This window comes from Rhodococcus jostii RHA1 (assembly GCF_000014565.1).
GTDB lineage: Bacteria > Actinomycetota > Actinomycetes > Mycobacteriales > Mycobacteriaceae > Rhodococcus_F > Rhodococcus_F jostii_A.
The window spans coordinates 6,740,695-6,766,191 of record NC_008268.1 but is presented as its reverse complement, the minus strand read 5'-3'; the positions used below and the strand labels follow the sequence as shown (position 1 = coordinate 6,766,191).

Sequence of the window (25,497 nt, the reverse complement as noted above, 5' to 3'; positions counted from 1 at the left end):
TGTTCAGGATGATCCGCGCAGTTGCTCTGGCGCTGCTCGCTGTGGGCGCCTATGCGGTGGTCTCCGAGCACGAGCCCGCCACCGTCGAGTTGCCGCCGCCGTCGTTCGTTCCGGCGACAGCGGACCTCACGCCCGCGTGAGGGGCGGCGCACTGCTAGGGCACACCGTCCTCGGCTCGTGGCCGGTCACGGGCTTTCCGGCGAGCGCGAGCGATCAGCTCACCGGCGTGATGTCGGTGATTGATTCGCGGGTTTCCGTCCGGGTCGATGTGCGGTGGCGGAATCCATTCGGTGCACCCCGCATACGTGTCACCCGCTGCCGCGCGGGTGGTCGCCCAGCCTGTGGGCCCGTCGTGGACCTGGGCGTGGCAGGCATCGCACGCGAGCGTCAGTGAGTCGATGTCGGTGGATCCGCCGTTGCGCCACTCCAGCACGTGGTGCACCGCGCACATGCTGGCCGGGGCCGCCGCGCAACCAGGTCGTGTGCATCCGCCTTCGGCGCCGATGAGAGCGCGGCGTTGGTCCGTGCTCGCCACTCGTCGGCGCCGTCCCAGATGCAGGGGCCGGCCGTCGGGTCGAACAGGACGAGCACCGGGTGGGCGCGTTCGGCGAGCTTCAGCGCGTCGCCGAGGGGAAGGAGTCCGCCGCTGGCCGTGGTGGTCACGCCGCCTGCGTCCTTCTCGAGTTGGTCGAGAGTCGTGGTGACGATCACCGTGACGGGCAGACCCCGATGCCGGCCCAGGATCCCGGATTCGGAATCTTGACGGCCCAACGAAACACCACGCCGCCGGAAGCGATCACGATCGTCACCCAGGTTTCCGTCGGGATCGAGATGAGCGAGGAGTCGGTGGCCGGCACTCTCGACATCTTCGGGCGTACCTCCTCTCGCACACTGCGCCAGGATCGACTCCGCCGATGCGACGTCGGCGTTGGTGACCGCATGCGGGATCTTTCGCATGATCTTCCGGATTACGCGTGCATGGTCGGCACCGATGTCGCCATCCCGTTGCGCGGAGGCGGTTTCCGGCAGCGCTGCCTCCATCTGCTCGCCCGAAGTTGTATGAAACAGACCGAGGTCGCGGGCGGCCGCCACCCGTGCAGACGCGTCTGCCGCCGACACGCGCAGCACCTCGACCAGGAGCTTGTTCGGTGAGTTGAACCCGAGCGTCGCGGGTAACGAGCGCTCGGCACTCTCGACGATCAGCCGCAGCGAGACTGCACCGGCGCGGCGGACGGACTTCTCGAGCTGCTGCATGATCAGCACCACATCAGAATCCGACACAGCACTGAGGTCTGCGTCGAGCAGGCCTGACACGGCATCGTCCAACGCCGTCAGGTGTTCCCTCACCTGATCTGACGCCAACCCCCCAGTCGAACTCATGTTCGAATAATACTGCGCCCCACCGACACGTTCGCCCAACCGGGTTGTGGACCGCACGGTATGTTCCCGCTGCCTGTCGTACCCCCGGTGCACTATGGAACGGTGACCGACGTCCTGGGCAGGTTCTCCGCTGCCACCCGCGAGTGGTTCGACGGCGCCTTCCCGGCGCCGACGGCCGCGCAGCTCGGTGCGTGGGAGTCGATCGCCAGCCGGGCGCACACGCTCGTCGTCGCGCCGACCGGTTCGGGCAAGACGCTGTCCGCGTTCCTGTGGTCCCTCGACCAACTCGCCGCCACCGACGGGAAGGACCGCAAGACCAAGGTCCTCTACATTTCTCCGCTCAAGGCCCTGGGTGTCGACGTCGAACGCAACCTGCGCGCCCCACTGGTCGGGATCACGCAGACGGCCAAGCGGCTCGGGCTCACGCCGCCGGAGATTTCGGTGGGCGTCCGCTCCGGCGACACACCGGCGGGCGATCGGCGCGCCCTGATCAAGAATCCGCCCGACATCCTCATCACCACCCCCGAGTCGCTGTTCCTCATGCTCACGTCCGCCGCGCGCGAGACGCTGACCCAGGTCGACACCGTCATCGTCGACGAGGTGCACGCGGTGGCAGGCACCAAGCGCGGCGCCCACCTGGCCCTGTCGCTCGAACGCCTCGACCAGCTGCTCGCCACCCCGGCGCAGCGCATCGGGCTGTCTGCGACGGTGCGGCCACACGAGGAGGTGGGCCGGTTCCTGTCCGGTTCGGCGCCCATCCGGATCGTCGCACCGCCGTCGCCGAAGACGTTCGACCTCACCGTGCAGGTGCCGGTCGAGGACATGACCGAACTCGGACTCGCCGAACCCGCCGAGGGTTCCGCCTCGGCGACCCCGCAGGCGGGGTCGATCTGGCCGCACGTCGAGGAACAGATCGTCGACCTCGTTCTCGCGCACCGGTCGTCCATCGTGTTCGCCAACTCCCGGCGGCTCGCGGAGCGCCTGACCGCGCGGCTCAACGAGATCTACGCCGAACGCGCCGGGACCGCCGTCGACAAGAACCCGAAACCGGCCTCACAGATCGGCACGCCGTCCGAGGTCAATTTCGGCGCGGACCCTCTGCTCGCCCGCGCCCACCACGGGTCGGTCAGCAAGGACCAGCGGGCCCTGATCGAGGACGACCTGAAGTCGGGGCGGCTGCGGTGCGTGGTCGCGACGAGCAGCCTCGAACTCGGAATCGACATGGGCGCGGTCGATCTGGTGATCCAGGTCGAGGCACCACCGTCGGTGGCGAACGGCTTGCAACGGGTCGGCCGCGCAGGACACCAGGTCGGGGAGATCTCCCGGGGTGTCGTGTTCCCGAAGCACCGCACCGACCTCGTGCACTGTGCCGTCACCGTCGAGCGCATGGTCACCGGCAAGATCGAGGCGCTCGCCGTCCCCGCCAACCCGCTCGACATCCTCGCCCAGCACACGGTGGCGGCCACCGCACTCGAGCCGCTCGACGTGGACGACTGGTTCGAGACGGTCCGGCGCAGCGGCTCCTTCGCGACGCTGCCGCGCTCGGCGTACGAGTCCACCCTCGACCTTCTCGCGGGCCTCTATCCGTCCGACGAGTTCGCCGAGCTCAGGCCCCGCCTCGTCTGGGACCGCGAGGCCAACACGCTCACCGGACGCCCCGGCGCGCAGCGGCTGGCGGTCACGTCGGGCGGCGCCATCCCCGACCGCGGTCTGTTCACGGTCTACATGGTCGGTGAGAAGGCGTCCCGCGTCGGCGAACTCGACGAGGAGATGGTGTACGAATCGCGGGTCGGCGACGTCTTCGCGCTCGGGGCCACCAGCTGGCGGATCGAGGAGATCACGTTCGACCGGGTGCTGGTCAGCCCCGCGTACGGGCAGCCGGGGCGGCTACCGTTCTGGCACGGTGACGGTCTCGGCAGGCCGGCGGAACTGGGCGAGGCGCTGGGGCAGTTCCTGCGGGAGATCTCACTCGGGCACGAGACCGAGGTGCAGGAACGCTGCCGCACCGGCGGGCTCGACGAGAACGCCACGAACAATCTCGTTCAGCTCGTCGCCGAGCAGAAGACCGCCACCGGGCAGGTCCCGACCGATCGCACCCTGGTGGTCGAACGATTCCGTGACGAGCTCGGCGACTGGCGTCTAATCCTGCACTCGCCGTACGGCCAGCGGGTTCACGCTCCGTGGGCGCTGGCCGTGAGTGCGCGGCTGAGCGAGCGCTACGGCCTCGACTCGAACGCGACGGCGTCCGACGACGGCATCATCGTGCGCCTTCCCGACACGGAGGACACCCCGCCCGGCGCCGACCTCTTCGCCTTCGACACCGACGAGATCGAGGACATCGTCACCGAACAGGTCGGCGGGTCGGCGCTGTTCGCCTCCCGGTTCCGTGAGTGCGCGGCCCGGGCGCTGCTGCTGCCGCGCCGCACACCGGGAAAGCGTGCACCGCTCTGGCAGCAGCGGCAGCGGTCCGCCCAGCTGCTCGACGTGGCCCGCAAGTATCCGACGTTCCCGATCCTGCTCGAGACCGTCCGTGAGTGCCTGCAGGACGTGTACGACCTACCGGCCCTGAAGGACCTGCTCCGCCGGCTGGCGCGTCGCCAGATCCGCATCGTCGAGGTAGAGACGCAGTCGCCGTCACCGTTCGCCGGCGCCCTGCTGTTCAACTACGTCGGCGAGTTCATGTACGAGGGCGACAGCCCGCTCGCCGAACGCCGGGCGGCGGCCCTGTCCCTGGATTCGACGCTGCTGGCGGAATTGCTCGGCCGGGTGGAGTTGCGTGAACTGCTCGACGCCGACGTCATCGCACACGCCGAACTCGAACTGCAGCGCCTGCTCCCCGACCGCAAGGCGAAGGATCTCGAGGGCGTCGCCGACCTGCTGCGCCTCCTGGGTCCGCTCACCTCCGACGAGGTCGCCGCACGGTCGGCCAGCGATCCCATCCCCTGGCTCGACGAACTCGTCCGCGCGAAGCGGGCGCTCGCCGTCTCCTTCGCGGGTCGCGAATGGTGGACGGCCATCGAAGATGCGGCGCGCCTGCGCGACGGGCTCGGGGTGCCGCTGCCCATCGGTGTTCCCGCCGCGTTCATCGAACCCGTCGACGATCCGCTGGCCGACCTGATCAGCCGGTACGCCCGCACCCGCGGTCCGTTCACCATCACCGACGCCGCCGCCCGTTTCGGGCTCGGTTCCGCCGTGGCCCGCGACGTGCTGCAGCGGCTCGCGCAGGGCAAGCGGGTGGTCGAGGGCGAGTTCCGTCCCGGCGCGACGGGAAGCGAATGGTGCGACGCCGAGGTTCTGCGGCGTCTCCGCAGGCGCTCGCTGGCCGCGGCGCGTCAGGAGGTCGAACCGGTCAGCACCGCGACGCTCGGCCGCTTCCTCCCGGGTTGGCAGCACGTCGGGGGCACGTTGCGCGGCATCGACGGCGTCGCGACCGTGGCGGAACAGCTCGCCGGTGTCCCGGTGCCCGCCTCGGCACTCGAGTCGCTGATCCTGCCGTCCCGGGTGGCCGACTACTCCCCCGCCATGCTGGACGAACTCACCTCCACCGGCGAGGTGCTGTGGTCGGGCGCGGGCAGCATCTCCGGGAAGGACGGGTGGGTGTGCCTCCACCCCGCCGACACCGCACCGCTCACGCTGACCACGCCCGCGGAGTCGGACCTGTCCGATGTCCAGCGCCAGGTGCTCGACACGCTGTCCGGTGGCGGCGCGTACTTCTTCCGGCAACTCGCGGACACCCTCGAGATGTCCGACGACACCGCGCTGGCCACGGCATTGTGGGATCTGGTGTGGCTGGGCCACATCGGTAACGACACGCTTGCCCCGGTCCGTGCCCTGCTGTCGGACACGTCCAGGACCACCACGAGCCACCGGTCGCCGCGACGACCGCCGCGCGCCCGCGCGTACCGCAGCCTGACCGTTCCGGTGCGGACCGCACCGCCCACGGTCGGGGGACGGTGGTCGATACTCCCCGCCGCCGAATCCGATGCCACGCTGCGTGCCAGCGCCACCGCCGAACTCCTGCTGGAGCGGTACGGGGTGGTGACGCGTGGGTCCGTGATGACCGAGAACGTGCCCGGCGGATTCGCGCTGATGTACAAGGTCCTGGGAACGTTCGAGGACAACGGCCGCTGCCGGCGCGGACATTTCGTCGAGTCGCTCGGCGGTGCACAGTTCTCCACTCCGCCCGTGGTGGACCGACTCCGCAGCTACGGCGACTCGCTCGAGGGCAGGCACACGACCCTGCCCGCGGTGACTCTCGCCGCCAGCGATCCCGCGAACCCGTACGGGGCGGCTCTCCCCTGGCCGAAACGCAGCGACGACGCGCCCGCGCACCGGCCGGGACGCAAGGCCGGCGGCCTGGTGGTGCTCGTGGAGGGTGAATTGATCCTGTTCGTCGAACGCGGCGGCCGCACGATCCTCACCTTCACCGACGACCCCGGTGTGCTCCGCACCGCGGCGGTCACACTCGCCGGTGTGGTCAAGCGTGGCGGGATCGACAAGATCGTGGTCGAGAAGGTCGACGGCGACACCATCCACGGCAGCGACTTCGCGCCGATCCTGACCGAGGCCGGTTTCTCGCCCACCCCTCGCGGATTCCGGTTGCGAGCCTGAGATGCCCGAAGGCGACACCGTCTGGCGCACCGCCAACTCGCTTCGCGACGCCCTCGAGGGCAAGGTGCTGACCCGCTGCGACGTGCGCGTCCCCCGGTACGCCACCGTCGACCTGTCCGGCCAGCTCGTCGACGAGGTGGTCAGCCGCGGGAAGCACCTCCTCATCCGGGTCGGCGACTACTCGATCCACACCCACCTGAAGATGGAAGGCGCGTGGCACATCTACGCGCCGGACACGAAGTGGCGCCGTCCCACTCACCAGGCCCGGATCGTGCTCGCCACCGAAGACAGGGTGGCGGTGGGATTCTCGCTGGGCATCACCGAGATCCTGGGGCGGGACGACGAAGAGTCCGCGGTCGGCCACCTCGGCCCCGACCTGCTGGGACCGGACTGGGACGCCGACAGAGCGATCCGCAATCTCCGGGCGGCCGGCGACCAGCCCATCGGTCTCGCCCTGGTCGATCAGCGCAACCTGGCCGGTCTCGGCAACGTGTACCGCAACGAAGTGTGCTTCCTCCGCGGCGTCCACCCCTACACGCCGTCGAGCGAGGTGGCCGACCTGCCCGCACTGGTCACGCTCGCGCATCGCATGATTCACATCGACAAGAACAACTCGATCCGCCATCGGCCGTGGGTGTACGGGCGTGCCGGGAAACGTTGCCGCCGGTGCGGGACGGTGATCGAAGGCCACGACCTCGGTCAGCAGCAGATCTTCTTCTGCACGTACTGCCAGCCACCGATCGTGGGCTAGCGGAGGACGGTGGTCGGCGGCCCGAGCGGCGGCGGCCTGCGAGTCCGTCTGCGGCCGAGCAACCACGCGGCACCGTCCGGCACCCACAGCACCGCGGCCGTGGCGATCGTCAGCAGATATGTCGGCGCGATGACGGGCAGGAGGATGCACCCGAGTAGCGCGACGGGAAAGTCTCTGCGCCACAACAGCGACAGCACGACCGGAAGCACGAGAAAGAGGGCGGCCAGGCCGAAGTGCGAGGTCGCCGTCGCCCAGGGCACGCCCACCACCCAGCACATCATTCCGAGCACCTGGTGCGCGATGAGCAGGAACCGGGCGACGTCGGTGAACGTCCAGAACCGGCCGACCTCGACGCCGACCCAGAAGATGCGGCTGCGGAACGGTCCGACTCCCTCGTCGAGCAGGGCGAGCCGGAACAGTTCGTCCGCGTGCCGGCGCAGCGTGTTTCCGTCCGGTCCCTGCGCACTCGCACGTTTGCAGAGGTCGTCGTGCATGATCGCGGGGAGTAGCTGCCGGCCGTACGGGGTGAGCAGGCCTTGCAGCGGCGCGGGGATCGATGCCAGATCCGTGCGCAGAAGGCATGGCATGGGGGCGCATCCCGGCACCGTCACCACCGTGTCGCCGTGGACGTAGACGAACTCCCCGACGAGTTGGAAGAACTTGCGGTCGAGTACCCGGAGCTCGGGTTGCGGGCGAGTCGGATCGTCCACGGATACCTGGAACGGCATGCGCACCTCACTCGTGGCCGGCCTTGTTTGCCTCCACCACCAGAGTGACGCAATGAGCGACGAATTGCTCGCGCGACGCGGCAACAGTTCCGTCGAGATATCCGATGAACAGCGTCGTGAGGGCTCCCACCACACCAACCGCGACGAGCTGTTTCTCCACCTCGTCGTCGACGGCGGACAGCTGGTCGTGCACGAGTGCGACGAAGCCGGGCATCAGGTCGATGCCGCGCCTGCTCAGCGCGGGTTCGGACAACGGTGCGAGCAGCAGCACCCGTCCCATGGCGGGATCGTCGACCATGAGTTTCACGAATGCATCCACGGCGGCTTCGGCCCGTTGGCGCGCGGTCTCGGTGGACGCCACCGCCTCCACGAGGGTGGCCTGCGCCTCGTCGCCCACGGCTGTGTAGACCGAGCGCACGAACTCGTCCCGGTCCCGGAACGACTCGTAGAAGTACCGTTCGGTCAGCGCAGCGGCACGGCAGACCGCGCGCACGTTCACCGCGGGACCGTCCGGGGCTCCGAGCAGCGCGACGCCCGCACGGAGCAGCGAATTCCGCCGTGCTTCCCGCCGGTCCTCCAGCGTCACTCTTCTCGCTCCGATCCTTGACTACGTGTGTTGTCAGATCCTAGTCTGACAACGTGCGTAGTCACTTGAACGCGGACGGTACGCCCGTCCCGACCTCCGCTCCCGTCCCCCTCGGCCCCGACTCCCTGACTTGGAAGTATTTCGGCGACTGGCGCGGAATGCTGCAGGGCGTCTGGGCCGGTTCGATGCAGAACATGCATCCCGGACTCGGCGCCGGCGTCGAGGAACACTCCCGCTTCTTCGACGAGCGCTGGGAGCGGCTCTACCGGTCGCTGTACCCGATCGGCGGCGTCGTCTTCGACGGCGAACGCGCCCAGCAGACCGCGGAGCAGGTGCGGGGGTATCACGACAACATCAAGGGAATCGACAAACACGGCCGCCGGTATCACGCCCTCGACCCCGACACGTTCTACTGGGCGCATGCCACGTTCTTCATGGGCACCATCCTCACGGGCGACCATTTCATGGGTGGCCTCACCGAAGACCAGAAGCGCCGCCTGTTCACCGAGCACATCCAGTGGTACCGCCTGTACGGAATGAGCATGCGCCCCGTCCCGGAAACCTGGGAGGCGTTCCAGGAGTACTGGGATCACATGTGCCGCAACGTCCTCGAAGACAACAAGGCCACCCGCGACGTCCTCGACCTGTCCGGTCTCGGCGTTCCCCCGTTCCTGTCGTGGCTACCCGCCCCCATCTGGGCGGTCCTCCGCATCCCGGTGGCGAAGGGCTTCGTGTGGCTGACGGTCGGCATGTACGACCAACCGGTCCGCGACCTCCTCGACTATCGCTGGACCGCGCGCGACGAGCGCCTGCACACCGTCGTCGGTCGCGCCGTCGACGCGGTCTTCCGTCTCGTCCCCTGGCGATACCGCTACCACCCGCGCGCCCGCGCAGGCTGGGATCGCGAGACCGGACGCGCCCCCGCGCACGCTCCGCTCGTCCACACGCCCCGGCGCAATCTTCCCCCGCTCGGCAGGCGCGACGACCCCCAGCACTACAGCCCGAAGGCCTGAGTTCCCAGGGAGCTCACAGACAACGCCCACATCGCTCACGGGTTCCGGGACGATGCTCGATCACATGGAATTCATCGCTGTCGCAGCCCTCGTCGTCATGGCCCTGTCGGGAGTCGTCGCCACCCACGCCCCGAAATCGCTCGTCCACACCCGCTGACCGACGGAATCGTGGAATGCTCGGAGGATGGAGTGGGACCTTCCGAGGCTCTTGAACCGCCCGCCGCTGACCAGCGACGAGCCGCTGTCGCCCGACCATGCGGCGAGCCGCATCAGCGCCTACATCTACGGCAACATTCTGGTGCTCGCCGCGCTCATTCCGGTGACCAAATCCCAGGAGACCCTGGGCATCGCCATCGTCCTCGGTGCCGCCCTGTCCACGTTTCTCGCCCACGTGTTCGCCGAGTCCGTCGGCCAGACGCTCCGGCTGGGCAGATCACTGTCCGGCACCGAACGCGTACGGGAACTACGGGACAGCGTCCCCGTCCTGACGTCCGCGGTGGTGCCTGCCGTGATCCTCTGCACAGCCCTGCTGGGCTGGCTTGAACCGAGAACCGCGCAATTGATCGCCGAGATCGTGATGATCGCCCGTATCGGGTCGATCAGCTACGTGATCAGCCGTCTCCGCCGCGAAAGGGTCACGAACGGCACGCACCTCGCCGCGTTCGGCCTCGCCGTAATTGCGACGATCATCGTGGTCATCAAGGTATTTCTGACACACTGACCGGTGGTTCGAGCAGTTCGACCCGCGACTCGGGCGCCGCAGCCCGCAACGCGTCGGCCGACAGGTCGTCCGGCTGTGCCTGCGACTGCACCTCCGCCTCCACCCGCGCCTGATACGTCTTCACCTCGCGGTCGACGGCGTCGGCATCCCAGCCGAGGACCGGGGCCACCAGTTGCGCCACCTGCTCGGCGCAGTTCACACCCCGATGCGAGTACTCGATGGCGATGCGCGTGCGCCGGGCGAGGATGTCGTCGAGATGCAGGGCACCCTCGGCCGCCGCCGCGTACACGACCTCGACCTGCAGGTAGGCGGGCGCGTCCGTGAGGGGCTGGAGAAGTTCCGGTTTCCCGCGCGCCTGGTCGAGCACCTCGTCGATCAGCGAACCGTATCGGTCCAGCAGATGCTTCACGCGGTACGGGTGCAGGCCGTACATCTCTCCGAGATGGACGGTCTGATTGACGAGCGCGAAATAGCCGTCCGCACCGACGAGCGGCACCTTCTCCGTGATGGACGGTGCCATCCGCGCGGGAATGTCGTCGGCGGCGAGATCCACGGCGTCCTCGGCCATCACCCGGTAGGTGGTGTACTTGCCGCCCGCGATGGCGACCAGACCCGGCGCCACGCGCGCGACGGCGTGTTCCCGCGAGAGTTTCGACGTTTCGTCGCTCTCCCCCGCGAGCAGTGGGCGCAGACCCGCGTAGACGCCGTCGATGTCGTCGTGAGTCAGCGACGTCACCAGCACCTTGTTGACGTGACCGAGGATGTAGTCGATGTCGGCCTTGGTGGCCGCCGGGTGCGCGAGGTCGAGATTCCAGTCCGTGTCAGTGGTGCCGATGATCCAGTGGCTGCCCCACGGGATCACGAACAGCACCGACTTCTCGGTGCGGAGGATGATCGCGGCGTCGCTCACGATCCGATCGCGCGGCACCACGATGTGGACGCCCTTCGACGCGCGGACGCGGAACCGGCCGCGTTGCCGCGACAACGCCTGGATCTCGTCGGTCCACACCCCGGTGGCGTTGATGACGACGTGCGCCTTCACGTCCGCCGTGCGGCCGTCCTCGCAGTCCCGGACGCGCACTCCGGAGACCCGGTCCGCCTCCCGGAGGAATCCGACCACCTGCGTGGACGTGCGCACGACCGCCCCGTAGTGAGCGGCGGTGCGGGCGACGGTCATGGTGTGGCGGGCGTCGTCGACCACGGTGTCGTAGTACTGGATGCCGCCGGTCAGCGAGTTGCGCTTGAGCCCCGGCGCCATCCGCAGCGCACCCGCCCGCGTCAGATGCTTCTGCGCCGGAACCGATTTGGCCCCGCCCATCCGGTCGTAGAGGAAGATGCCCGCCGCCATGTAGGGGCGCTCCCACACGCGGTGGGTGATCGGGAACAGGAACTTGAGCGGCTTCACCAGGTGCGGTGCGAGGGTCGTCAGCGAGAGCTCACGCTCCCGGAGCGCCTCCCGGACCAGCCCGAACTCGAGCTGCTCGAGATAGCGCAGACCGCCGTGGAACATCTTCGACGAGCGACTCGACGTCCCGGACGCGTAGTCGCGTGCCTCCACCAACGCCACCTTCAGCCCGCGGGTGGCCGCGTCGAGGGCCGCACCGGCTCCGACCACACCACCGCCGATCACGACGACGTCGAACTGTTCGGTCTGCAGCTTGTCCCATGCGGCATCACGCTGCCGGGGACCGAGGAACTGCACACCTGGCTGACTACTCAACTCGGGCTCCTGTGAGATGACGACGGATTCTCTGCCAGGCTAGTAGCTTCATGCGTGTGATTCAGTACATCGCCGCGATAGACCAGGGCACCACCTCCAGCCGCTGCATGATCTTCGATCACGACGGCGCCGTGGTCAGCGTCGCCCAGAAGGAACACGAGCAGTTCTTTCCGCGCGCAGGCTGGGTGGAGCACGACCCGAAACAGCTGTGGATCAACACCCGCGAAGTGGTGGCGTCCGCGCTCGCGAAGGCCGATCTCACCAAACGCGACATCGCCGCGATCGGCATCACCAATCAGCGGGAGACGGCGGTGGTGTGGGACCGCAACACCGGAGAACCCGTGTACAACGCCATCGTCTGGCAGGACACGCGCACCGACGAACTGTGCACGGAACTCGGCGGCGACGAGGGTTCCGGCCGGTACCAGAAGCGCACCGGGCTGCCGCTGTCCACGTATTTCTCGGGGCCGAAGGTCCGGTGGATTCTGGACAACGTCGACGGCGCCCGTGAGAAGGCGGACGCGGGTGAGCTCTGCTTCGGCACGATCGACAGCTGGATTCTGTGGCACATCACGGAGGGCACCCACGTGACGGATGTCACCAACGCCTCCCGCACCCTGCTGATGAATCTCGAGACCCTCGACTGGGATCCGGAGATCTGCGCCGATTTCGGCATCCCGATGTCGATGCTGCCCGAGATCCGCAGCTCTTCCGAGATCTACGGCGTCGGACGCCCCCACGGGACGCTGCCCGGTGTGCCGGTGGCCGGAATCCTCGGCGACCAGCAGGCCGCCACGTTCGGTCAGGCCTGCCTGTCGGAGGGCGAAGCGAAGAACACGTACGGAACGGGGAACTTCCTGCTGCTCAACACGGGGACCACTCCCGTGCACAGCAAGCACGGCCTCCTGACCACCGTCTGCTACAAGATCGGTGACGCGCCGGCCGTCTACGCGCTCGAGGGATCCGTGGCCGTCACCGGCTCACTAGTGCAGTGGTTGCGCGACAACCTGGGAATCATCGAGTCCGCCAAGGACATCGAGGATCTGGCCAAGTCGGTCGAGGACAACGGCGGCGCCTACTTCGTGCCCGCGTTCTCCGGACTGTTCGCCCCACGCTGGCGGCCCGACGCCCGCGGGGCCATCGTCGGGCTCACCCGGTTCGTGAACAAGGGCCACCTCGCCAGGGCCGCCCTGGAGGCCACCGCGTATCAGACCCGCGAGGTGATCGAGGCGATGCGCGCCGATTCGGGCGTCGAACTCGCCTCCCTCAAAGTGGACGGCGGCATGGTCGTCAACGAGACCCTCATGCAGTTCCAGTCCGACATTCTCGCCGTGCCCGTCATCCGTCCCGTCGTCAACGAGACGACGGCGCTGGGCGCCGCATACGCTGCGGGGCTGGCCGTCGGCTTCTGGGAGAGCGAGGACGACATCCGCGCGAACTGGGCCGTGGACAGGACGTGGGAACCCGCGATGGACGAGGCCGAGTCCACCCGGCTCTACGCCGAGTGGAACAAGGCGGTCGAACGGACCTACGACTGGGCGTGAGCGGTGTACGCGTCGCCCAGTCTCGCCACCGCACCCGTCAGCACGTCCTCCGAGCAGGTCGCGAAGCACAGCCGCACAGCGCTCCGGTGCTCCGCGGCGACGCCGAAAGCTGATCCGGGGACGAAGGCGACACCGTGGTCCACGGCGGTCTGCAGCAGTGCCGCCGTGTCGAGGTCCGCGTCCGTGAACTCGGTCCAGCAGAACATCCCGCCCGCCGCCGACGACACGCGGACGCGGTCGCCGAACGTCGAGGTGACGCCGTCCGCGAGCGCCCGGGCCCGGGACCCGTAGCGGGCCCGCAGCGTCTCCAGGTGCAGGTCCAGCCACGGCTCGTCCGACAGCAGTCCGGCGGTGATCTGGTGCGTCAGCGACGACCCGCAGAGATCCGCGCCCTGCTTGAGCAGCTCGACGGCCTCGCACACCCGCCGGTCGCCGTGCAGCCACCCGACCCGCAGCGCCGGTGCCAGGATCTTCGACGCGCTGGACAGCCGGATCACCCGGTCCGAGAGCGCCGCGACGGGCGCGGGCGGTGGTCTGTCGAAGAAGAGTTCGCCGTACGGGTCGTCCTCGATCACCCAGAATCCGTAGCGGTCGGCCAGTGCGGCGAGATGTTCCCGGCGGCCGGGCGTCAGGACGACGCCGCGAGGGTTGTGGAAGTTGCTCACCGTGTGGACCACGGTGGGCCGCAGCCCGTCCTCGAGCATGCCCTGCAGGGCTGCGGTGTCCATCCCGTCGGCGTCGAGTGCGACGGACCGGACGTCGGCCTCGGCGGCCCGGAACACCTGGAGCGCTCCGGTGTAGGCGGGTTCCTCGACGATCACGACGTCGCCGGGATCGAGCAGCACCTGCGCGAGCAGGCTCAGTGCCTGCTGCGAGCCGTGGGTGACGACGACGTCGGCGGCGCCCAGCGGCCGGCCGATCCTGGCGCCCTCCCGTGCGGCGAGCACGTCGCGGAGCCGGCGCAGCCCGGTGGTCTCGCCGTACTGGACGGACGCCGGATCCGTGAGCGCGAGTTCGGCTTCCTTCCGGATCCGTTCCCGTGGAATGAATTCGGGGTCGGGAAGCCCGCCTGCGAGGCTGACCACGTCGGGCCGGGCGGTGAGGGTGAGAAGGTCACGGATGGCGGAGCTGTGCAGACCATCCATGCGGCGGGCAAGTGATTGCGGCATGTCGACTCCCAGGAGGCACGTCAAAGCAGGGATCAGGTGAGGAACACCCTGTCCGTCCTGGGTCTGCGGGGCGGGAGAGCGCCGAGGCACGGGTCGATGATTTCGAACCGTGCCTCGACTATCTCACCGGAGGAGCCACTATGTGAAATACGAATCCCACACTTCGGGATCAGTCCAGGTCGTCGTGCCGCATCAGCTGGCGTGCCGCCTCGGTGATCGAACCCGTCAGCGACGGGTACACCGAGAACGTCGCGGCGAGATCGTTGACGGTGAGATTGTTCTGCACGGCGATGGCGATGGGCAGGATCAGCTCCGACCCGTTGGGGGCGACCACCACACCGCCGATGACCACACCGGTGGCCGGGCGGCAGAAGATCTTCACGAAGCCGCGGCGCAGACCGGACATCTTGGCGCGCGGGTTGGTGTTGAGCGGGAGCATGACGGTACGGGCAGGCACCTCGCCGTCGTCGATCGCGGCCTGGCTGACGCCCACGGTGGCGATCTCGGGGCGGGTGAACACAGCCGAGGCCACGGTTTTCAGCTTGATGGGGCTCACGCCCTCACCGAGCGCGTGGTACATCGCGATGCGGCCCTGCATGGCGGCGACGGACGCCAGCGGCAGCAGTCCGGTGCAGTCGCCCGCCGCGTAGATCCCGGACACCGGCGTCCGCGACACACGGTCCACGCGCAGGTATCCGCCCTTGTCGAGCTCGATGCCGACCTTCTCCAGTCCGAGACCCTGGGTGTTGGGAACCGAACCGACGGTCATCAGGGCGTGGCTGCCCTCGACCGTCCGGCCGTCGGCGAGCACGACGACGATGCCGTCCTCGGTGCGCTTCACGGCATCGGCCCTGGCGTGCTTGACCAGGGTGACGCCGCGTTCCGCGAGGACGTCCTCGAGCACGAGGGCGGCGTCGGCGTCCTCACCGGGGAGGACGCGGTCGCGGCTGGACACCAGTGTGACCTTGACGCCCATCTCGGTGTAGGCGGACACGAACTCGGCACCGGTCACACCGGAACCGACGACGACGAGGTGCGTGGGCAGCTCGTCGAGGTCGTAGAGGTCACGCCACGTCAGGATGCGCTCGCCGTCCGGCTCCGCGCCGGGGATCACCCGGGGGCTCGCACCCGTGGCGATGAGGACGACGTCCGCGTCGAGCGTCTTCTTCTCGCCGTTCTCGAGAGTCGCACACACCTGGTGGGACGCCATGCCCAGTCGTGGGTCGGCGATCTCGGCGGTGCCCGACAGCAGTTCGACACCCACCGTCTGCAGGCGGGTGCGGATGTCGGAGGACTGCGCCTGCGCGAGGCTCTTCACGCGGGCGTGGATCTGCGGCAGGGCGACCGTGGCCTGCTCGGGATCGAGCGCAATGCCCAGGTCGGAGGCGCGCCGCATGTCGGTGCGCACGCCGGTGGAGGCGATGAACGTCTTGGACGGCACGCAGTCGAACAGAACACAGGCGCCGCCCACCCCGTCCGAATCGATCAAGGAGACGGAGGCGCCGTGCTGTGCGGCCACCAACGCTGCCTCGTATCCGGCAGGCCCGCCACCAATGATCACGATTCGGGTCATCTGTCCTCCAATTCAACTGTCGACCGGGGTCTCCGGCCGGCTTTTTCTGCAATCGCAGCGCGTCGTGTCGTGCACTGCATGCAACAGATTACTAGCCACCGTTTAGGCTTGCCGCCGTGTCGATCTATGCCGCCTACGGGTCCAACATGCATCCCGAGCAGATGTTGCAGCGCTGCCCACACTCGCCGATGGCGGGGACGGGCTGGCTGCACGGCTGGCGACTGACGTTCAGTGGCGGGGACATCGGCTGGGAGGGCGCACTCGCCACCGTGGTCGAGGACCCCGATTCCAAGGTGTTCGTCGTGCTCTACGACGTTCCCGAAGAGGACGAGGTCAGCCTCGACCGATGGGAGGGCTCCGAACTCGGCATCCACCGCAAAATCCGCGTCCGCGTGGACACCGAGGGCGAACCCGCGCTCGCCTGGTTGTACGTGCTCGACGCGTACGAGGGCGGTCTGCCGTCCGCCCGCTACCTCGGGGTGATGGCCGACGCCGCAGAGATCGCCGGGGCGCCCGCCGACTACGTGCGCGACCTGCGCACCCGCAACAGCCGCAACGTCGGACCAGGCACCGAATAGAACCGCCTGACGCCGCGCCTCAGCCCAGCACGAGGCTCGACAGCACCCGCACCCCGATGCCCAGCGCCCGCTCGTCCAGATCGAACGTGGGCTGGTGGATGTCGAGCTGATCGCCGACGCCCGACCAGACGCCGAGCCGGGCCATCGCACCGGGAACCTCTTCGAGATACCAGGAGAAGTCCTCGCCGCCGCCGGACTGCGGCGTGTCGGCGAGGGCGTCCGGGCCGACCGTGCGGATGGCGTCCTCGAACATGCGCGTCGACACCTCGTCGTTGACGACGGGCGGAACGCCGCGGCGGTAGTTCAGCTGGTAACGCACCCCGGTGGGCGCGAGCAGACCATGGACGATCTCCCGGACCAGTGGCTCGAGCATCTCCCACGTCTCGTGATCGCCGGTCCGCACGGTGCCGGTCATCATGCCGGTCTGCGGAATGGCGTTGGGCGCCCGGCCTGCGCTCACAGCACCCCACACCATCACGGTGCCGGTGCGCGGGTCGATCCGTCTGCTGAGCATGCCCGGCAACCCGGTCACGACGGTGCCCAGCGCGAACACGAGGTCGGTGGTCAGGTGGGGACGCGACGTGTGGCCGCCCGGTGAGTCGAGCACGACCTCGATCGTGTCGGCCGCGGACGTGATCGCACCGAGCCGCACCCCGACCCGCCCGGCCGCGAGCCGCGGATCGCAGTGGAGGGCGAAGATCCTCGACACCCCCTCGAGCCGTCCGGCGGCAACGACCTCGAGGGCACCGCCGGGCATGACCTCCTCGGCGGGCTGGAAGATCAGCCGGACACCCACCGGGAGGTCGGGGATCTCGCTGAGCGCCAGACCGGTTCCCAGGAGGATGGTGGTGTGGGCGTCGTGGCCGCACGCGTGCGACACGCCCGGCACCGTCGACGAGTACGTGGCGCCGGTCAGTTCCTGCAACGGAAGGGCGTCGATGTCGGCGCGCAACGCGATGCGGGGACCGTTCGACGGTCCGAGATCACACGTGAGGCCCGTTCCGCCGGGCAGCAGTTCGGGCGACAGACCGGCCGCGGCCAGCCGGGTCCCCACGAATTCCGTCGTCGCGTATTCGTGTCGCGCGAGTTCGGGATTGGCGTGGATGTGTCGACGCCACTGGGAGAGTTCGTCGGTGTGAGCGAGAATCCATTTGTCGACTGCCGCGTTCACCGGCGATCAACTCCTTCCAACAACCGCACCCGCTGTGTGTCGTCCGTCGCCGCGCGAACTGCCGTGCGAGCCAGCGCAATCGCTCCGTCGATCACGGCGCGGTCGGCGGACTCGGTGATGCACGCCGCCGCGAACCGAGGCTGATGCGTCACCGCGCCGTCCGAATCGAGGCCGATGACGGGATGAATTCCGGGCAGGACGTTGGTGACGTTGCCCATGTCGGTGCTGCCCAGCGGACGGACGCCTTCCCACTCGAGCGGCAACGGTGTCCGTCCCATGTCGATGATCTGCTCCCGGTACGTCGCGACCAGCCACGGGTCCGGCGTCAGTTCCGTGTACGTCGGCGAAACCGTGCGGATCTCGTGCGTGCACCCGGTGGCGAGTGCGCCTGCCGCGAAACACGCCTCCGCGCGTGTCGTCAGCTCGGACAGCGCCCACGCCGTCTCGGCGCGCAGGTAGTACAGCATTTCGGAGCGTGCGGGAACGATATTGGGCGCGGTGCCGCCGTCGGAGACGATCCCGTGGATCTGCTGCCCCGGCGAGAGGTGTTGGCGCAGCAGGCCGATCCCGACCTGGGCGACGGTCGCGGCGTCGGCGGCGTTGCGCCCGAACTCCGGTGCGGCCGACGCGTGCGCTTCGCGGCCGGTGAACGTGACCGCGATGTCGGCCAGCGCGAGCGACGTCGCTCCCGTGATGTCGATCGGACCCGGATGCACCATCAGGGCGGCCGCGACATCGTCGAAGACGCCCTTCTCGAGCATGGCGATCTTCCCCCCGCCGCTCTCCTCGGCGGGCGTCCCGATGACCCGCACCGTGATCCCCAGCCGGTCGGCGACCGTGGCGAGCGCGACGCCGGCACCGACCGCGGACGCCGCGATGATGTTGTGCCCGCACGCGTGACCGATCTCCGGGAGCGCGTCGTACTCGGCGCAGATACCGATGACGAGGTCGCCGCTGCCGAACGTGGCGTCGAACGCCGTCGGCAGGTCCGCGATGCCCGACCGCACGTCGAACCCGCTGCGTTTGAGCAGTTCGGTGATCTTCGCGACGCTCCGGAACTCCTCGAACGCCAGTTCCGGTTCGCTGTGGATCGAATGGGACAGCGCGATCAGATCGGTCTCGATTGACCTGACCGCCGCCTCGACATCCGCATTCACGTGCTCATTCTCTCACCCGAAGCTGAAGTTGCTCTTGTCCGTCACCGTGGCGAGCGCGGCGAGGGCGTCGTGATGGATTCCGCGCTTGATCCCGGCGAGGTTGGCGCCGCGGGTGGCGGTGAGTGCAGCGGCCCGTGTCACGGCGGCCGCGAGGACGCCGTCGCCGTCCGCGACCTCGTCGACGATGCCCGCGGCGAGCGCGTCGGAGCCGCCGAAGCGGCGGCCCGTCGTCATCGCCTCGACCGCGGCCTGCTTGGGCAGACGAGTGTTCAGGAGCGCCGACATCCCCACGGTGAAGGGCATGTTCAGCGACACCTCGGGGAGGCAGTAGAACCCGCGGTCGGCGCGCATGAACCGGAAGTCGTGCGACGTGGCGAGCATCGCGCCTGCACCGAAACTGTGCCCCTGGACGGCGGCGACGGTGGCCATCGGGAACGCGAGGAGGCGGCTGTAGATCGTGTGCACGCGGTCGAGATATTCCGGGAGCTTGTCCGTGTTGGCGAAGATCCACGTGGTGTCCAGGCCGTTCGTGAAGAACTTGCCCGTCGCGGTCGTGACCAGTGCGGCGGGACCCTCGTGGGCTTCCACCTCGTCCAGCGCGGCGTGGGTGGCGTCGATCCAGTCCGGATGGAAGCGGTTCTCGTTGTCCGCCTCGCCCTCGTTGCCGAGGTACAGGATGAATACGTCGCCGTCGCGATCGAGATAGGGCATGAATGGAAGACTATCGCCTCATGGGAACGCCAGACGCCGCGGCCGCCGCGCTCGCCGCGCACACGAACTGCGCCGAACACTCGATCGCCGTCGTCCTCGGATCGGGGTGGAATGCCGCCGCCGACCGGTTCGGCGAATCACTCTGCACCGTCCCGATGGCCGATCTACCGGGGTTCACACCGCCGTCCGCCGCGGGTCACGCCGGAACGATCCGCTCCGTGGACGTGGGCGGCACACGGGTCCTCGTCCTCCTCGGCCGCACCCACGCCTACGAGGGCCATCCCCTGTCGTCCGTCGTCCACCCGGTACGCACGGCCATCGCCGCGGGAGCGACGACCGTCATCCTGACGAACGCCGCCGGGGGAATCCGCGAGGACTTCACCGTCGGACAGCCCGTGCTGATCAGCGATCACCTGAACCTCACCGCCCGGTCACCGCTCGTGGGCGCGGAGTTCGTGGACCTCGTCGACGCGTACGACCCCGAACTGCGGGCCCTCGCCCGCGACATCGACGGGTCGCTGACCGAAGGCGTCTACGCCGGTCTGCCGGGTCCGCACTACGAGACCCCCGCCGAGATCCGCATGCTGCGGACGATCGGTGCGGACCTCGTCGGCATGTCCACCGTCCACGAAACGATCGCGGCACGGGCACTGGGCGCCCGCGTCCTCGGGATCTCGATGGTGACGAATCTCGCGGCCGGCATCACCGGCGAGCACCTGAACCACGAGGAGGTCCTCGCCGCGGGCCGAGCGTCCGCCGACCGCATGGGCGGTCTCCTGCGAGAACTGGTGGAACGCTTGTGAGCGATCCGATCACGGACTGGATCGACGCCGATCCCGACCCCGAAACCCGGGCGGAACTCGCAAATCTCTCCGCCGACGAGCTCGCCGACCGCTTCGCCGCTCCGCTGAGTTTCGGGACCGCGGGTCTGCGCGGGCCGGTACGGGCAGGCCCGAACGGCATGAATCACGCCGTGGTGATCCGCACGACGGCCGGGCTGAGCGCGTGGCTGAAAGACCGGTGCCCGGGCGGCTCCACCGTCGTCGTCGGGCGCGACGCGCGGCACGGATCCGAGAAGTTCGCCGTCGCCGCCGCGGAAGTGCTGGCGGCCGCAGGATTCTCGGTCGTCCTCCTCCCCCGCCCGCTCCCCACACCGATTGTCGCGTTCGCGGTCCGCCGCCTCCGCGCCGCGGCCGGCGTGCAGATCACCGCCTCCCACAACCCCGCCGCCGACAACGGGTACAAGGTCTACCTCGACGGCGGCGCCCAGTTGATCTCGCCGTCCGACAAGGAGATCGAAACATCGATCGCCCGGGTCGGGCCGGCGAATCTCGTGCCCCGCACCCCGGTGACACCGACGTCCGAGGAACTCCTCGACCGCTACGTCGAGCGGGTCGCGTCCCTGCCGACGGGACGGTCGCGGACCCTGCGCATCGCGATCACCGCCATGCACGGCGTCGGCGGCGAGACCGCGGTCACCGCACTGAAATCCGCCGGATTCACCGACGTCCACACCGTCGCCGCACAGTTCCACCCGGACCCGGACTTTCCGACCGTCGAATTCCCCAATCCCGAGGAGCCGGGCGCCTCGGACGCCGTCCTCGCTCTCGCCGCGGACGTCGGCGCCGACATCGCGCTGGCCCTCGACCCCGACGCAGACCGGTGCGCGGTCGGCGTGCGCGGGCCGGACGGCTGGCGGATGCTCCGCGGCGACGAGACAGGGGTCCTGCTCGGCGAGCACGTCCTTGCCTCCGCCCCTGCCGATTCGCTCGTCGCGACGACGATCGTCTCGTCCGACCTCCTCGGAAAGCTCGCCGAAGCCCGCGGCGCCCGCTTCGCCCGCACCCTCACCGGCTTCAAGTGGCTCGTCCGAGCGGGCGAGGGTCTCGTGTACGCGTACGAGGAAGCGATCGGTCACTGCGTCGACCCGGAGTCGGTGCGCGACAAGGACGGTATCTCCGCCGCGGTGATGGCCGCCGATCTCGCCGCGACCCTGCGAGCAGAGGGGACGACACTCCTCGACAGGCTGGACGACTACGCGCTCGAATTCGGATTGCACGCCGGAGACCAGCTGTCGCGACGTGTCACCGACCTCACGGACATCACCGCGATGATGCAGCGCTTGCGGTCGGAACTGCCGACCGAACTGGCCGGCGAACCCGTCGAGGCCACCGACCTGGCGGAACTGCGGGGGCCGTCCCGCACCGACGCCGTCGTCCTCGCCGGGTCCACCGTTCGGATGGTCGTGCGTCCCTCGGGAACCGAACCCAAGCTCAAGTGCTACCTGGAGGTCATAGTCCCGGTGCCCGATCAATCGGCGCTACCCTCAGCCCGCGAGACGGCCGCAACCCGGTTGAACCTGTTGCGCGAGTTCGCCGAAGCCCTGTAGCCGAGGCGTCAGCGCGGTCCGAACTGACGGTCCCCGGCGTCGCCGAGGCCGGGCACGATGAACGCGTCCTCGTTGAGCCCCTCGTCGACCGCAGCGGTGACGAGTCGCACGGGATAACCCGACGCCGAGAGGGCGGCAACACCTTCGGGCGCCGCGACGACGCACACGGCCGTGACGTCCGTGGCGCCGCGGGCGACGAGCAACTCGATCGTGTGCACCATCGAACCGCCGGTCGCGAGCATCGGGTCGAGAACGTACACCGGGATCCCGGACAGATCCGCGGGGAGCGACTCGAGGTATGGCACCGGCAGATGCGTCTCCTCGTCCCGAGCCATCCCGACGAAACCGACTCGCGCCTGCGGGATCAGGCTGCTGGCCTGCTCGACCATGCCCAGTCCGGCGCGCAGGACGGGAACGAGCAACGGCGGATGAGTGAGCCGCACCCCGTCAGTCGTCGCGATGGGAGTGACCACGTCGAACGTCTCGACCGGAGCCTCGCGCATCGCCTCGTACACCAACATGTGCGTCAGCCTTCGCAAGGCGGCGCGAAATGTGGCATTCTCGCTGCGCGCATCGCGCATCGTTGTCAGGAGGACCGCTGCGAGCGGGTGGTCGACGACGTGCGTGTTCATTCTCGAAGGATAAGGGGGCGCGGGGCTAGATTTCGCAGGAGAGCAATTCTCGGCGAATCGGGGGCGGAACCGAATCGGTCTCACCGGCGGCGCGCGTCCAATATGGTGACCGGTTTGACGTCCTCTCGGCCGTGAACGACCGAGATTCCCCTCGAGACTCGCGTCCCGAGGTTCCTGTTTCACCGACAGTTGCCTCCCCACACTTTATGTGCGGGGCGGTCTCACACCATCTCCGCAGGCTGCCACCGTCAGTCCGACGGCCAAAATGTTCTTCGCCGCGTTCACATCCCGATCATGGACGGCGCCGCATCGGCACGCCCACTCCCGCACGTTCAGCGGCATCGTCGAGGCGATCGCCCCACACACCGAGCAGGCCTTCGACGACGGATAGAACCGGTCGATCGCCACCACCCGCCGCCCGTACCAGCCGGCCTTGTACTCGAGCATCGACCGGAACTCGGACCAACTCGCATCCGAGATCGCCCGAGACAACGACCGATTCTTCACCATGTTCCGCACACTCAGATCCTCGATGGCGATCACTTGGTTTTCGCGCACCAGTCGAGTGGAGAGTTTGTGCAGATAATCGCGACGCCGATCGGCGATCCGGCCATGTATCTTCGCGACTTTTTGTCGGGCCTTAGCCCGGTTACAGGATCCTTTCTCCTTCTTGGCCAGCACCCGCTGCGCCTTCGCCAACCGCTCACGGTCCTTGCGCTCATGACGCGGGTTGGTGATCTTCTCCCCCGTCGAGAGCGTGTAGAGGCTCGTGATCCCGGCATCGAGCCCGACCACATGACCTATCGGCCCGAGCTCGGTGATCGTGTCCTCGACGAGGATCGAGATGTGGTACTGACCACGGGTATTGCGCGACACCGTCACCTGCGACGGCGCGGCCCCCTCCGGTAGCGGCCTCGACCACCGAATGTCCAGGGGTTCGGACTGCTTGGCCAACCGGATCTGCCCGCCGCGGTAGGTGAAGCAGTTCGAGTAGTAGGTGGCCGAATCCTTCGACCGGCCCTTCCTCTTGAATTGCGGGTAGCGGGTCTGTTTGCGCCAGAACTTGTCGAACGCGCCCTGCAATTGCCGCAGCGACTCCTGCAGCGGTCCCTTCGAGGGCTCCGACAACCACTCGGTTTCGGTGTCCCGCTTCCATCCGGTGAGCATCTTCGAGGTATCCGCGTAGGTCACCCGTCGCTGCTCCTGCGACCAGGCACGCGAGCGCTCGGCCAACGCCCGGTTGTAGACATACCGGGTGCATCCGAACGTCCGAGCTAGCTGTTCCGCCTGCACCGCAGTCGGATAGAAGCGGTACTTGAACGCCCGCTTCACCACCCTCCCCGCCATGCCTGAGAGACTAACATCCTAAAATTCCAGTTGCAGGGGATCGGCTATCCCGGACCTGTCCGACCTGGTTTGCCCCCGAAAGATTCACGGATCAAATCCGACTGGGGGGATGACGATGAACGACTTGAGGGCGGCTACCGCGAGTATCGCCGAGTCGAGTGAGTCCGATCACGTTACGGCCGCAGAAGACGGGAACGCACGCTGACCGGTCTCTGGATCGACGACTCCATCTCGACGCTCGACGCCCGCACACTCGCGACGATGATCACGAGCACCACGCAGGAGGCCGCCCGGCTCGCCACCGGACAGCGCACCCGGGTGATGACGAATTTGCAGGACGGGTTCGGGAGGGTGTGACCGTCATTCCCCGGCGAAGTCGATGACCGTCTGGCTGAGCGGCATTTCGTCGGTACGGGGTTCGGGTGTGGGCAGATACGTGACGTCGTCGAGTGTCGCGTGCCCTGCCAGGTCGAACGCGTCGAACTCGAACGGCACGCTCTCGGCCAACGCGGGATTCGTGTTGTCCATCAGATGGAAGTGCAGGTGCGGCGCCGTCGACTGACCGCTGTTGCCGAGTTGGCCCAGCATCGCCCCTTTCTCGGCGCGATCGCCCTCCTTCACGGCGATGCTGCCCGGCACGAAGTGGCCGTAGAACGCGTACACACCGTTTCCGAGGTCCAGGACGATGTGGTTGCCGGTCGCCTCGGTGAGGTTGCGCTCGGGCTGCGGTTCCCCGATCACGTTCTCCTCCTGGCCGTCGAGAACCGAGACGACCTCCGCGTCGGCCACCGCGACCACGTCGGCCCGGTACCCGACGTAGTTCTCTTTGGTGTTGTCGCCCCGGTACGCGTAACCCTCGCGGTCCACCCCCAGGAAGTCGATCGCGTACCGCTCGAAGTTCAGCAGCCGTCCGTCGACCGACCAGACACCGCGGCGGTGATGGGTGTTGTCGGCGCAGCAGCCTTCCATCGCCGCCCATCCGTCTCCGCGGAGCGGCGGGCCGATCACCGGGACCGTTCCGTCGAAGACCGGGATGGTCACCGACGTGTCGAGGGTGGCAGGCACGGGACCACCGGATTCGTCGACCATGCCCGCGAGGCCGGGAATCGGCTGATCGGGCGGCGGCGTGCCCTGGGCGCGGACCGAGACCGTCGCCTGCACCCCGTCCGGCACCGGGGTCGCCTCGTCCAGGGCGACGTCGACGAAGAAGACGCCGAGTTGGGCGGGTTGCAGGCGATCGGTCGGGGTCGCGTTGTCACCCACGAGGTTCATGTTCGCCGCGACCGACGCACCCTCGTAGTTCGCGAGGACGCCGTCCGCTCCGTCGGCCGAGTCGATCTGCACGCGCTGCACGACCAAGGGAACGGCCGCGGTGTTCGTCACGTGGACCTCGAACGTCAGATGGTTGCGACCGTCCGTCGCGGCGACGGGGGACGGGGCGAAAGGGATGGACAGCGCGACAGGCGAGGGTCCGTCGAGCTCAGCGGTCGACGACAGCCGTTCGGCGCTGGACCATTCGGTCCCCCACTCCGGCGAATCCGACCCGGAGGCGTCCGACGTGCCGCACGCGACCGTCGTCGCGCATATCCCCAGCACTGCGATCGAGGCGGCGAGCGACCGTCGCCGCCGGGGGCTTCCCGTCACATTGCCGATCCGGAACATGCAGCCTCCTCGAACGACTCGACGCACAGTGAACGTCATGGTAGGGCCCCGATA

General features: G+C 68.5%; 22 protein-coding genes. 9 read left to right on the top strand and 13 right to left on the bottom strand.

Features of this window, described 5'->3' with window-relative positions; translation table 11 throughout:
• Positions 1-8 precede the first annotated feature (8 nt).
• The gene (locus tag RHA1_RS52960; protein ID WP_272942764.1) at positions 9-140 is read left to right on the top strand and encodes a hypothetical protein; all 132 of its coding nucleotides are present in this window, start codon (positions 9-11) and stop codon (positions 138-140) included.
• 14 nt (positions 141-154) lie between these two features.
• On the opposite strand, the gene RHA1_RS52090 is transcribed toward RHA1_RS52960, so the two are convergent.
• Together RHA1_RS52090 and RHA1_RS52085 are read right to left on the bottom strand one after the other, a co-directional pair.
• A complete protein-coding gene (locus RHA1_RS52090) occupies positions 155-442 on the bottom strand; it encodes an HNH endonuclease (RefSeq protein ID WP_237726974.1) in 288 nt (95 codons plus the stop codon).
• On the bottom strand, positions 388-1,380 hold the full coding sequence (locus RHA1_RS52085; RefSeq protein WP_237726973.1) for a DUF222 domain-containing protein: 993 nt from the start codon (positions 1,378-1,380) through the stop codon (positions 388-390). The genes RHA1_RS52090 and RHA1_RS52085 overlap by 55 nt, the downstream gene beginning before the upstream one ends.
• Positions 1,381-1,482: 102 nt before the next feature.
• Here RHA1_RS52085 and RHA1_RS30660 point away from each other — a divergent pair, with 102 nt between their 5' ends.
• Together RHA1_RS30660 and RHA1_RS30655 are read left to right on the top strand one after the other, a co-directional pair.
• Positions 1,483-5,991: an ATP-dependent helicase gene (locus RHA1_RS30660; protein ID WP_193384941.1), complete on the top strand. Its 4,509-nt coding sequence runs from the start codon at positions 1,483-1,485 to the stop codon at positions 5,989-5,991.
• A gap of 1 nt (position 5,992) precedes the next feature.
• Positions 5,993-6,742, top strand: coding sequence for a DNA-formamidopyrimidine glycosylase family protein (locus tag RHA1_RS30655; RefSeq protein WP_009479475.1), 750 nt, complete (start codon positions 5,993-5,995; stop codon positions 6,740-6,742).
• Here RHA1_RS30655 and RHA1_RS30650 read toward each other — a convergent pair.
• On the bottom strand, positions 6,739-7,470 hold the full coding sequence (locus RHA1_RS30650; protein WP_011598224.1) for a DUF1353 domain-containing protein: 732 nt from the start codon (positions 7,468-7,470) through the stop codon (positions 6,739-6,741). The genes RHA1_RS30655 and RHA1_RS30650 overlap by 4 nt on opposite strands.
• 7 nt (positions 7,471-7,477) lie before the next feature.
• Positions 7,478-8,056, bottom strand: coding sequence for a TetR/AcrR family transcriptional regulator (locus RHA1_RS30645; RefSeq protein ID WP_011598223.1), 579 nt, complete (start codon positions 8,054-8,056; stop codon positions 7,478-7,480).
• 53 nt (positions 8,057-8,109) lie between these two features.
• Between RHA1_RS30645 and RHA1_RS30640 the strand changes: the two genes are divergently transcribed.
• Both RHA1_RS30640 and RHA1_RS30635 read left to right on the top strand, forming a co-directional pair.
• On the top strand, positions 8,110-9,069 hold the full coding sequence (locus RHA1_RS30640) for an oxygenase MpaB family protein (protein ID WP_011598222.1): 960 nt from the start codon (positions 8,110-8,112) through the stop codon (positions 9,067-9,069).
• 184 nt (positions 9,070-9,253) lie between these two features.
• Positions 9,254-9,790, top strand: coding sequence for a hypothetical protein (locus RHA1_RS30635; protein WP_009479471.1), 537 nt, complete (start codon positions 9,254-9,256; stop codon positions 9,788-9,790).
• On the opposite strand, the gene glpD is transcribed toward RHA1_RS30635, so the two are convergent.
• A complete protein-coding gene (gene glpD, locus RHA1_RS30630) occupies positions 9,768-11,510 on the bottom strand; it encodes a glycerol-3-phosphate dehydrogenase (RefSeq protein ID WP_011598221.1) in 1,743 nt (580 codons plus the stop codon). The two genes, RHA1_RS30635 and glpD, sit on opposite strands and share 23 nt — an antisense overlap.
• Positions 11,511-11,560: 50 nt before the next feature.
• Between glpD and glpK the strand changes: the two genes are divergently transcribed.
• Positions 11,561-13,054 (top strand): glycerol kinase GlpK, encoded by a 1,494-nt coding sequence (gene glpK, locus RHA1_RS30625; RefSeq protein ID WP_011598220.1) that lies wholly within the window; start codon positions 11,561-11,563, stop codon positions 13,052-13,054.
• Here the strand turns inward: glpK and RHA1_RS30620 are convergent.
• Positions 13,039-14,223, bottom strand: a complete 1,185-nt coding sequence (locus tag RHA1_RS30620) for an aminotransferase-like domain-containing protein (RefSeq protein WP_011598219.1) — start codon at positions 14,221-14,223, stop codon at positions 13,039-13,041. The genes glpK and RHA1_RS30620 overlap by 16 nt on opposite strands.
• A gap of 169 nt (positions 14,224-14,392) precedes the next feature.
• Positions 14,393-15,796, bottom strand: a complete 1,404-nt coding sequence (locus tag RHA1_RS30615) for an NAD(P)H-quinone dehydrogenase (RefSeq protein WP_011598218.1) — start codon at positions 15,794-15,796, stop codon at positions 14,393-14,395.
• Between the two features lie 116 nt (positions 15,797-15,912).
• Between RHA1_RS30615 and RHA1_RS30610 the strand changes: the two genes are divergently transcribed.
• A complete protein-coding gene (locus tag RHA1_RS30610) occupies positions 15,913-16,374 on the top strand; it encodes a gamma-glutamylcyclotransferase family protein (protein ID WP_011598217.1) in 462 nt (153 codons plus the stop codon).
• Between the two features lie 19 nt (positions 16,375-16,393).
• Here RHA1_RS30610 and RHA1_RS30605 read toward each other — a convergent pair whose 3' ends face one another.
• Genes RHA1_RS30605 through RHA1_RS30595 form a run of 3 tightly spaced genes read right to left on the bottom strand, consistent with a single transcriptional unit; the run spans position 16,394 to position 19,413 of the window.
• Positions 16,394-17,545: a M20 family metallopeptidase gene (locus tag RHA1_RS30605; RefSeq protein ID WP_011598216.1), complete on the bottom strand. Its 1,152-nt coding sequence runs from the start codon at positions 17,543-17,545 to the stop codon at positions 16,394-16,396.
• Positions 17,542-18,702 carry a M20 family metallopeptidase gene (locus RHA1_RS30600; RefSeq protein ID WP_011598215.1) on the bottom strand — a complete coding sequence of 387 codons (1,161 nt, stop codon included), beginning with the start codon at positions 18,700-18,702 and terminating at the stop codon, positions 17,542-17,544. The genes RHA1_RS30605 and RHA1_RS30600 overlap by 4 nt, the downstream gene beginning before the upstream one ends.
• A 12-nt stretch (positions 18,703-18,714) precedes the next feature.
• Positions 18,715-19,413: an enoyl-CoA hydratase-related protein gene (locus RHA1_RS30595; protein WP_011598214.1), complete on the bottom strand. Its 699-nt coding sequence runs from the start codon at positions 19,411-19,413 to the stop codon at positions 18,715-18,717.
• A 20-nt stretch (positions 19,414-19,433) separates the two neighbouring features.
• Between RHA1_RS30595 and RHA1_RS30590 the strand changes: the two genes are divergently transcribed.
• Together RHA1_RS30590 and RHA1_RS30585 are read left to right on the top strand one after the other, a co-directional pair.
• Positions 19,434-20,216, top strand: a complete 783-nt coding sequence (locus RHA1_RS30590; RefSeq protein WP_029539462.1) for a purine-nucleoside phosphorylase — start codon at positions 19,434-19,436, stop codon at positions 20,214-20,216.
• Complete coding sequence (locus RHA1_RS30585; protein ID WP_011598213.1) at positions 20,213-21,802, top strand: phospho-sugar mutase; 1,590 nt, start codon at positions 20,213-20,215, stop codon at positions 21,800-21,802. Before RHA1_RS30590 ends, RHA1_RS30585 begins: the two co-directional genes overlap by 4 nt.
• An 8-nt stretch (positions 21,803-21,810) precedes the next feature.
• On the opposite strand, the gene upp is transcribed toward RHA1_RS30585, so the two are convergent.
• The 3 genes from upp to RHA1_RS30565 form a co-directional block, all read right to left on the bottom strand.
• Positions 21,811-22,434 (bottom strand): uracil phosphoribosyltransferase, encoded by a 624-nt coding sequence (gene upp, locus RHA1_RS30580; RefSeq protein WP_029539463.1) that lies wholly within the window; start codon positions 22,432-22,434, stop codon positions 21,811-21,813.
• 204 nt (positions 22,435-22,638) lie between these two features.
• Positions 22,639-23,766 carry an RNA-guided endonuclease InsQ/TnpB family protein gene (locus tag RHA1_RS30575; RefSeq protein WP_011598211.1) on the bottom strand — a complete coding sequence of 376 codons (1,128 nt, stop codon included), beginning with the start codon at positions 23,764-23,766 and terminating at the stop codon, positions 22,639-22,641.
• 375 nt (positions 23,767-24,141) lie between these two features.
• A complete protein-coding gene (locus RHA1_RS30565) occupies positions 24,142-25,443 on the bottom strand; it encodes a peptidoglycan DD-metalloendopeptidase family protein (RefSeq protein ID WP_011598210.1) in 1,302 nt (433 codons plus the stop codon).
• Positions 25,444-25,497 lie beyond the last annotated feature (54 nt).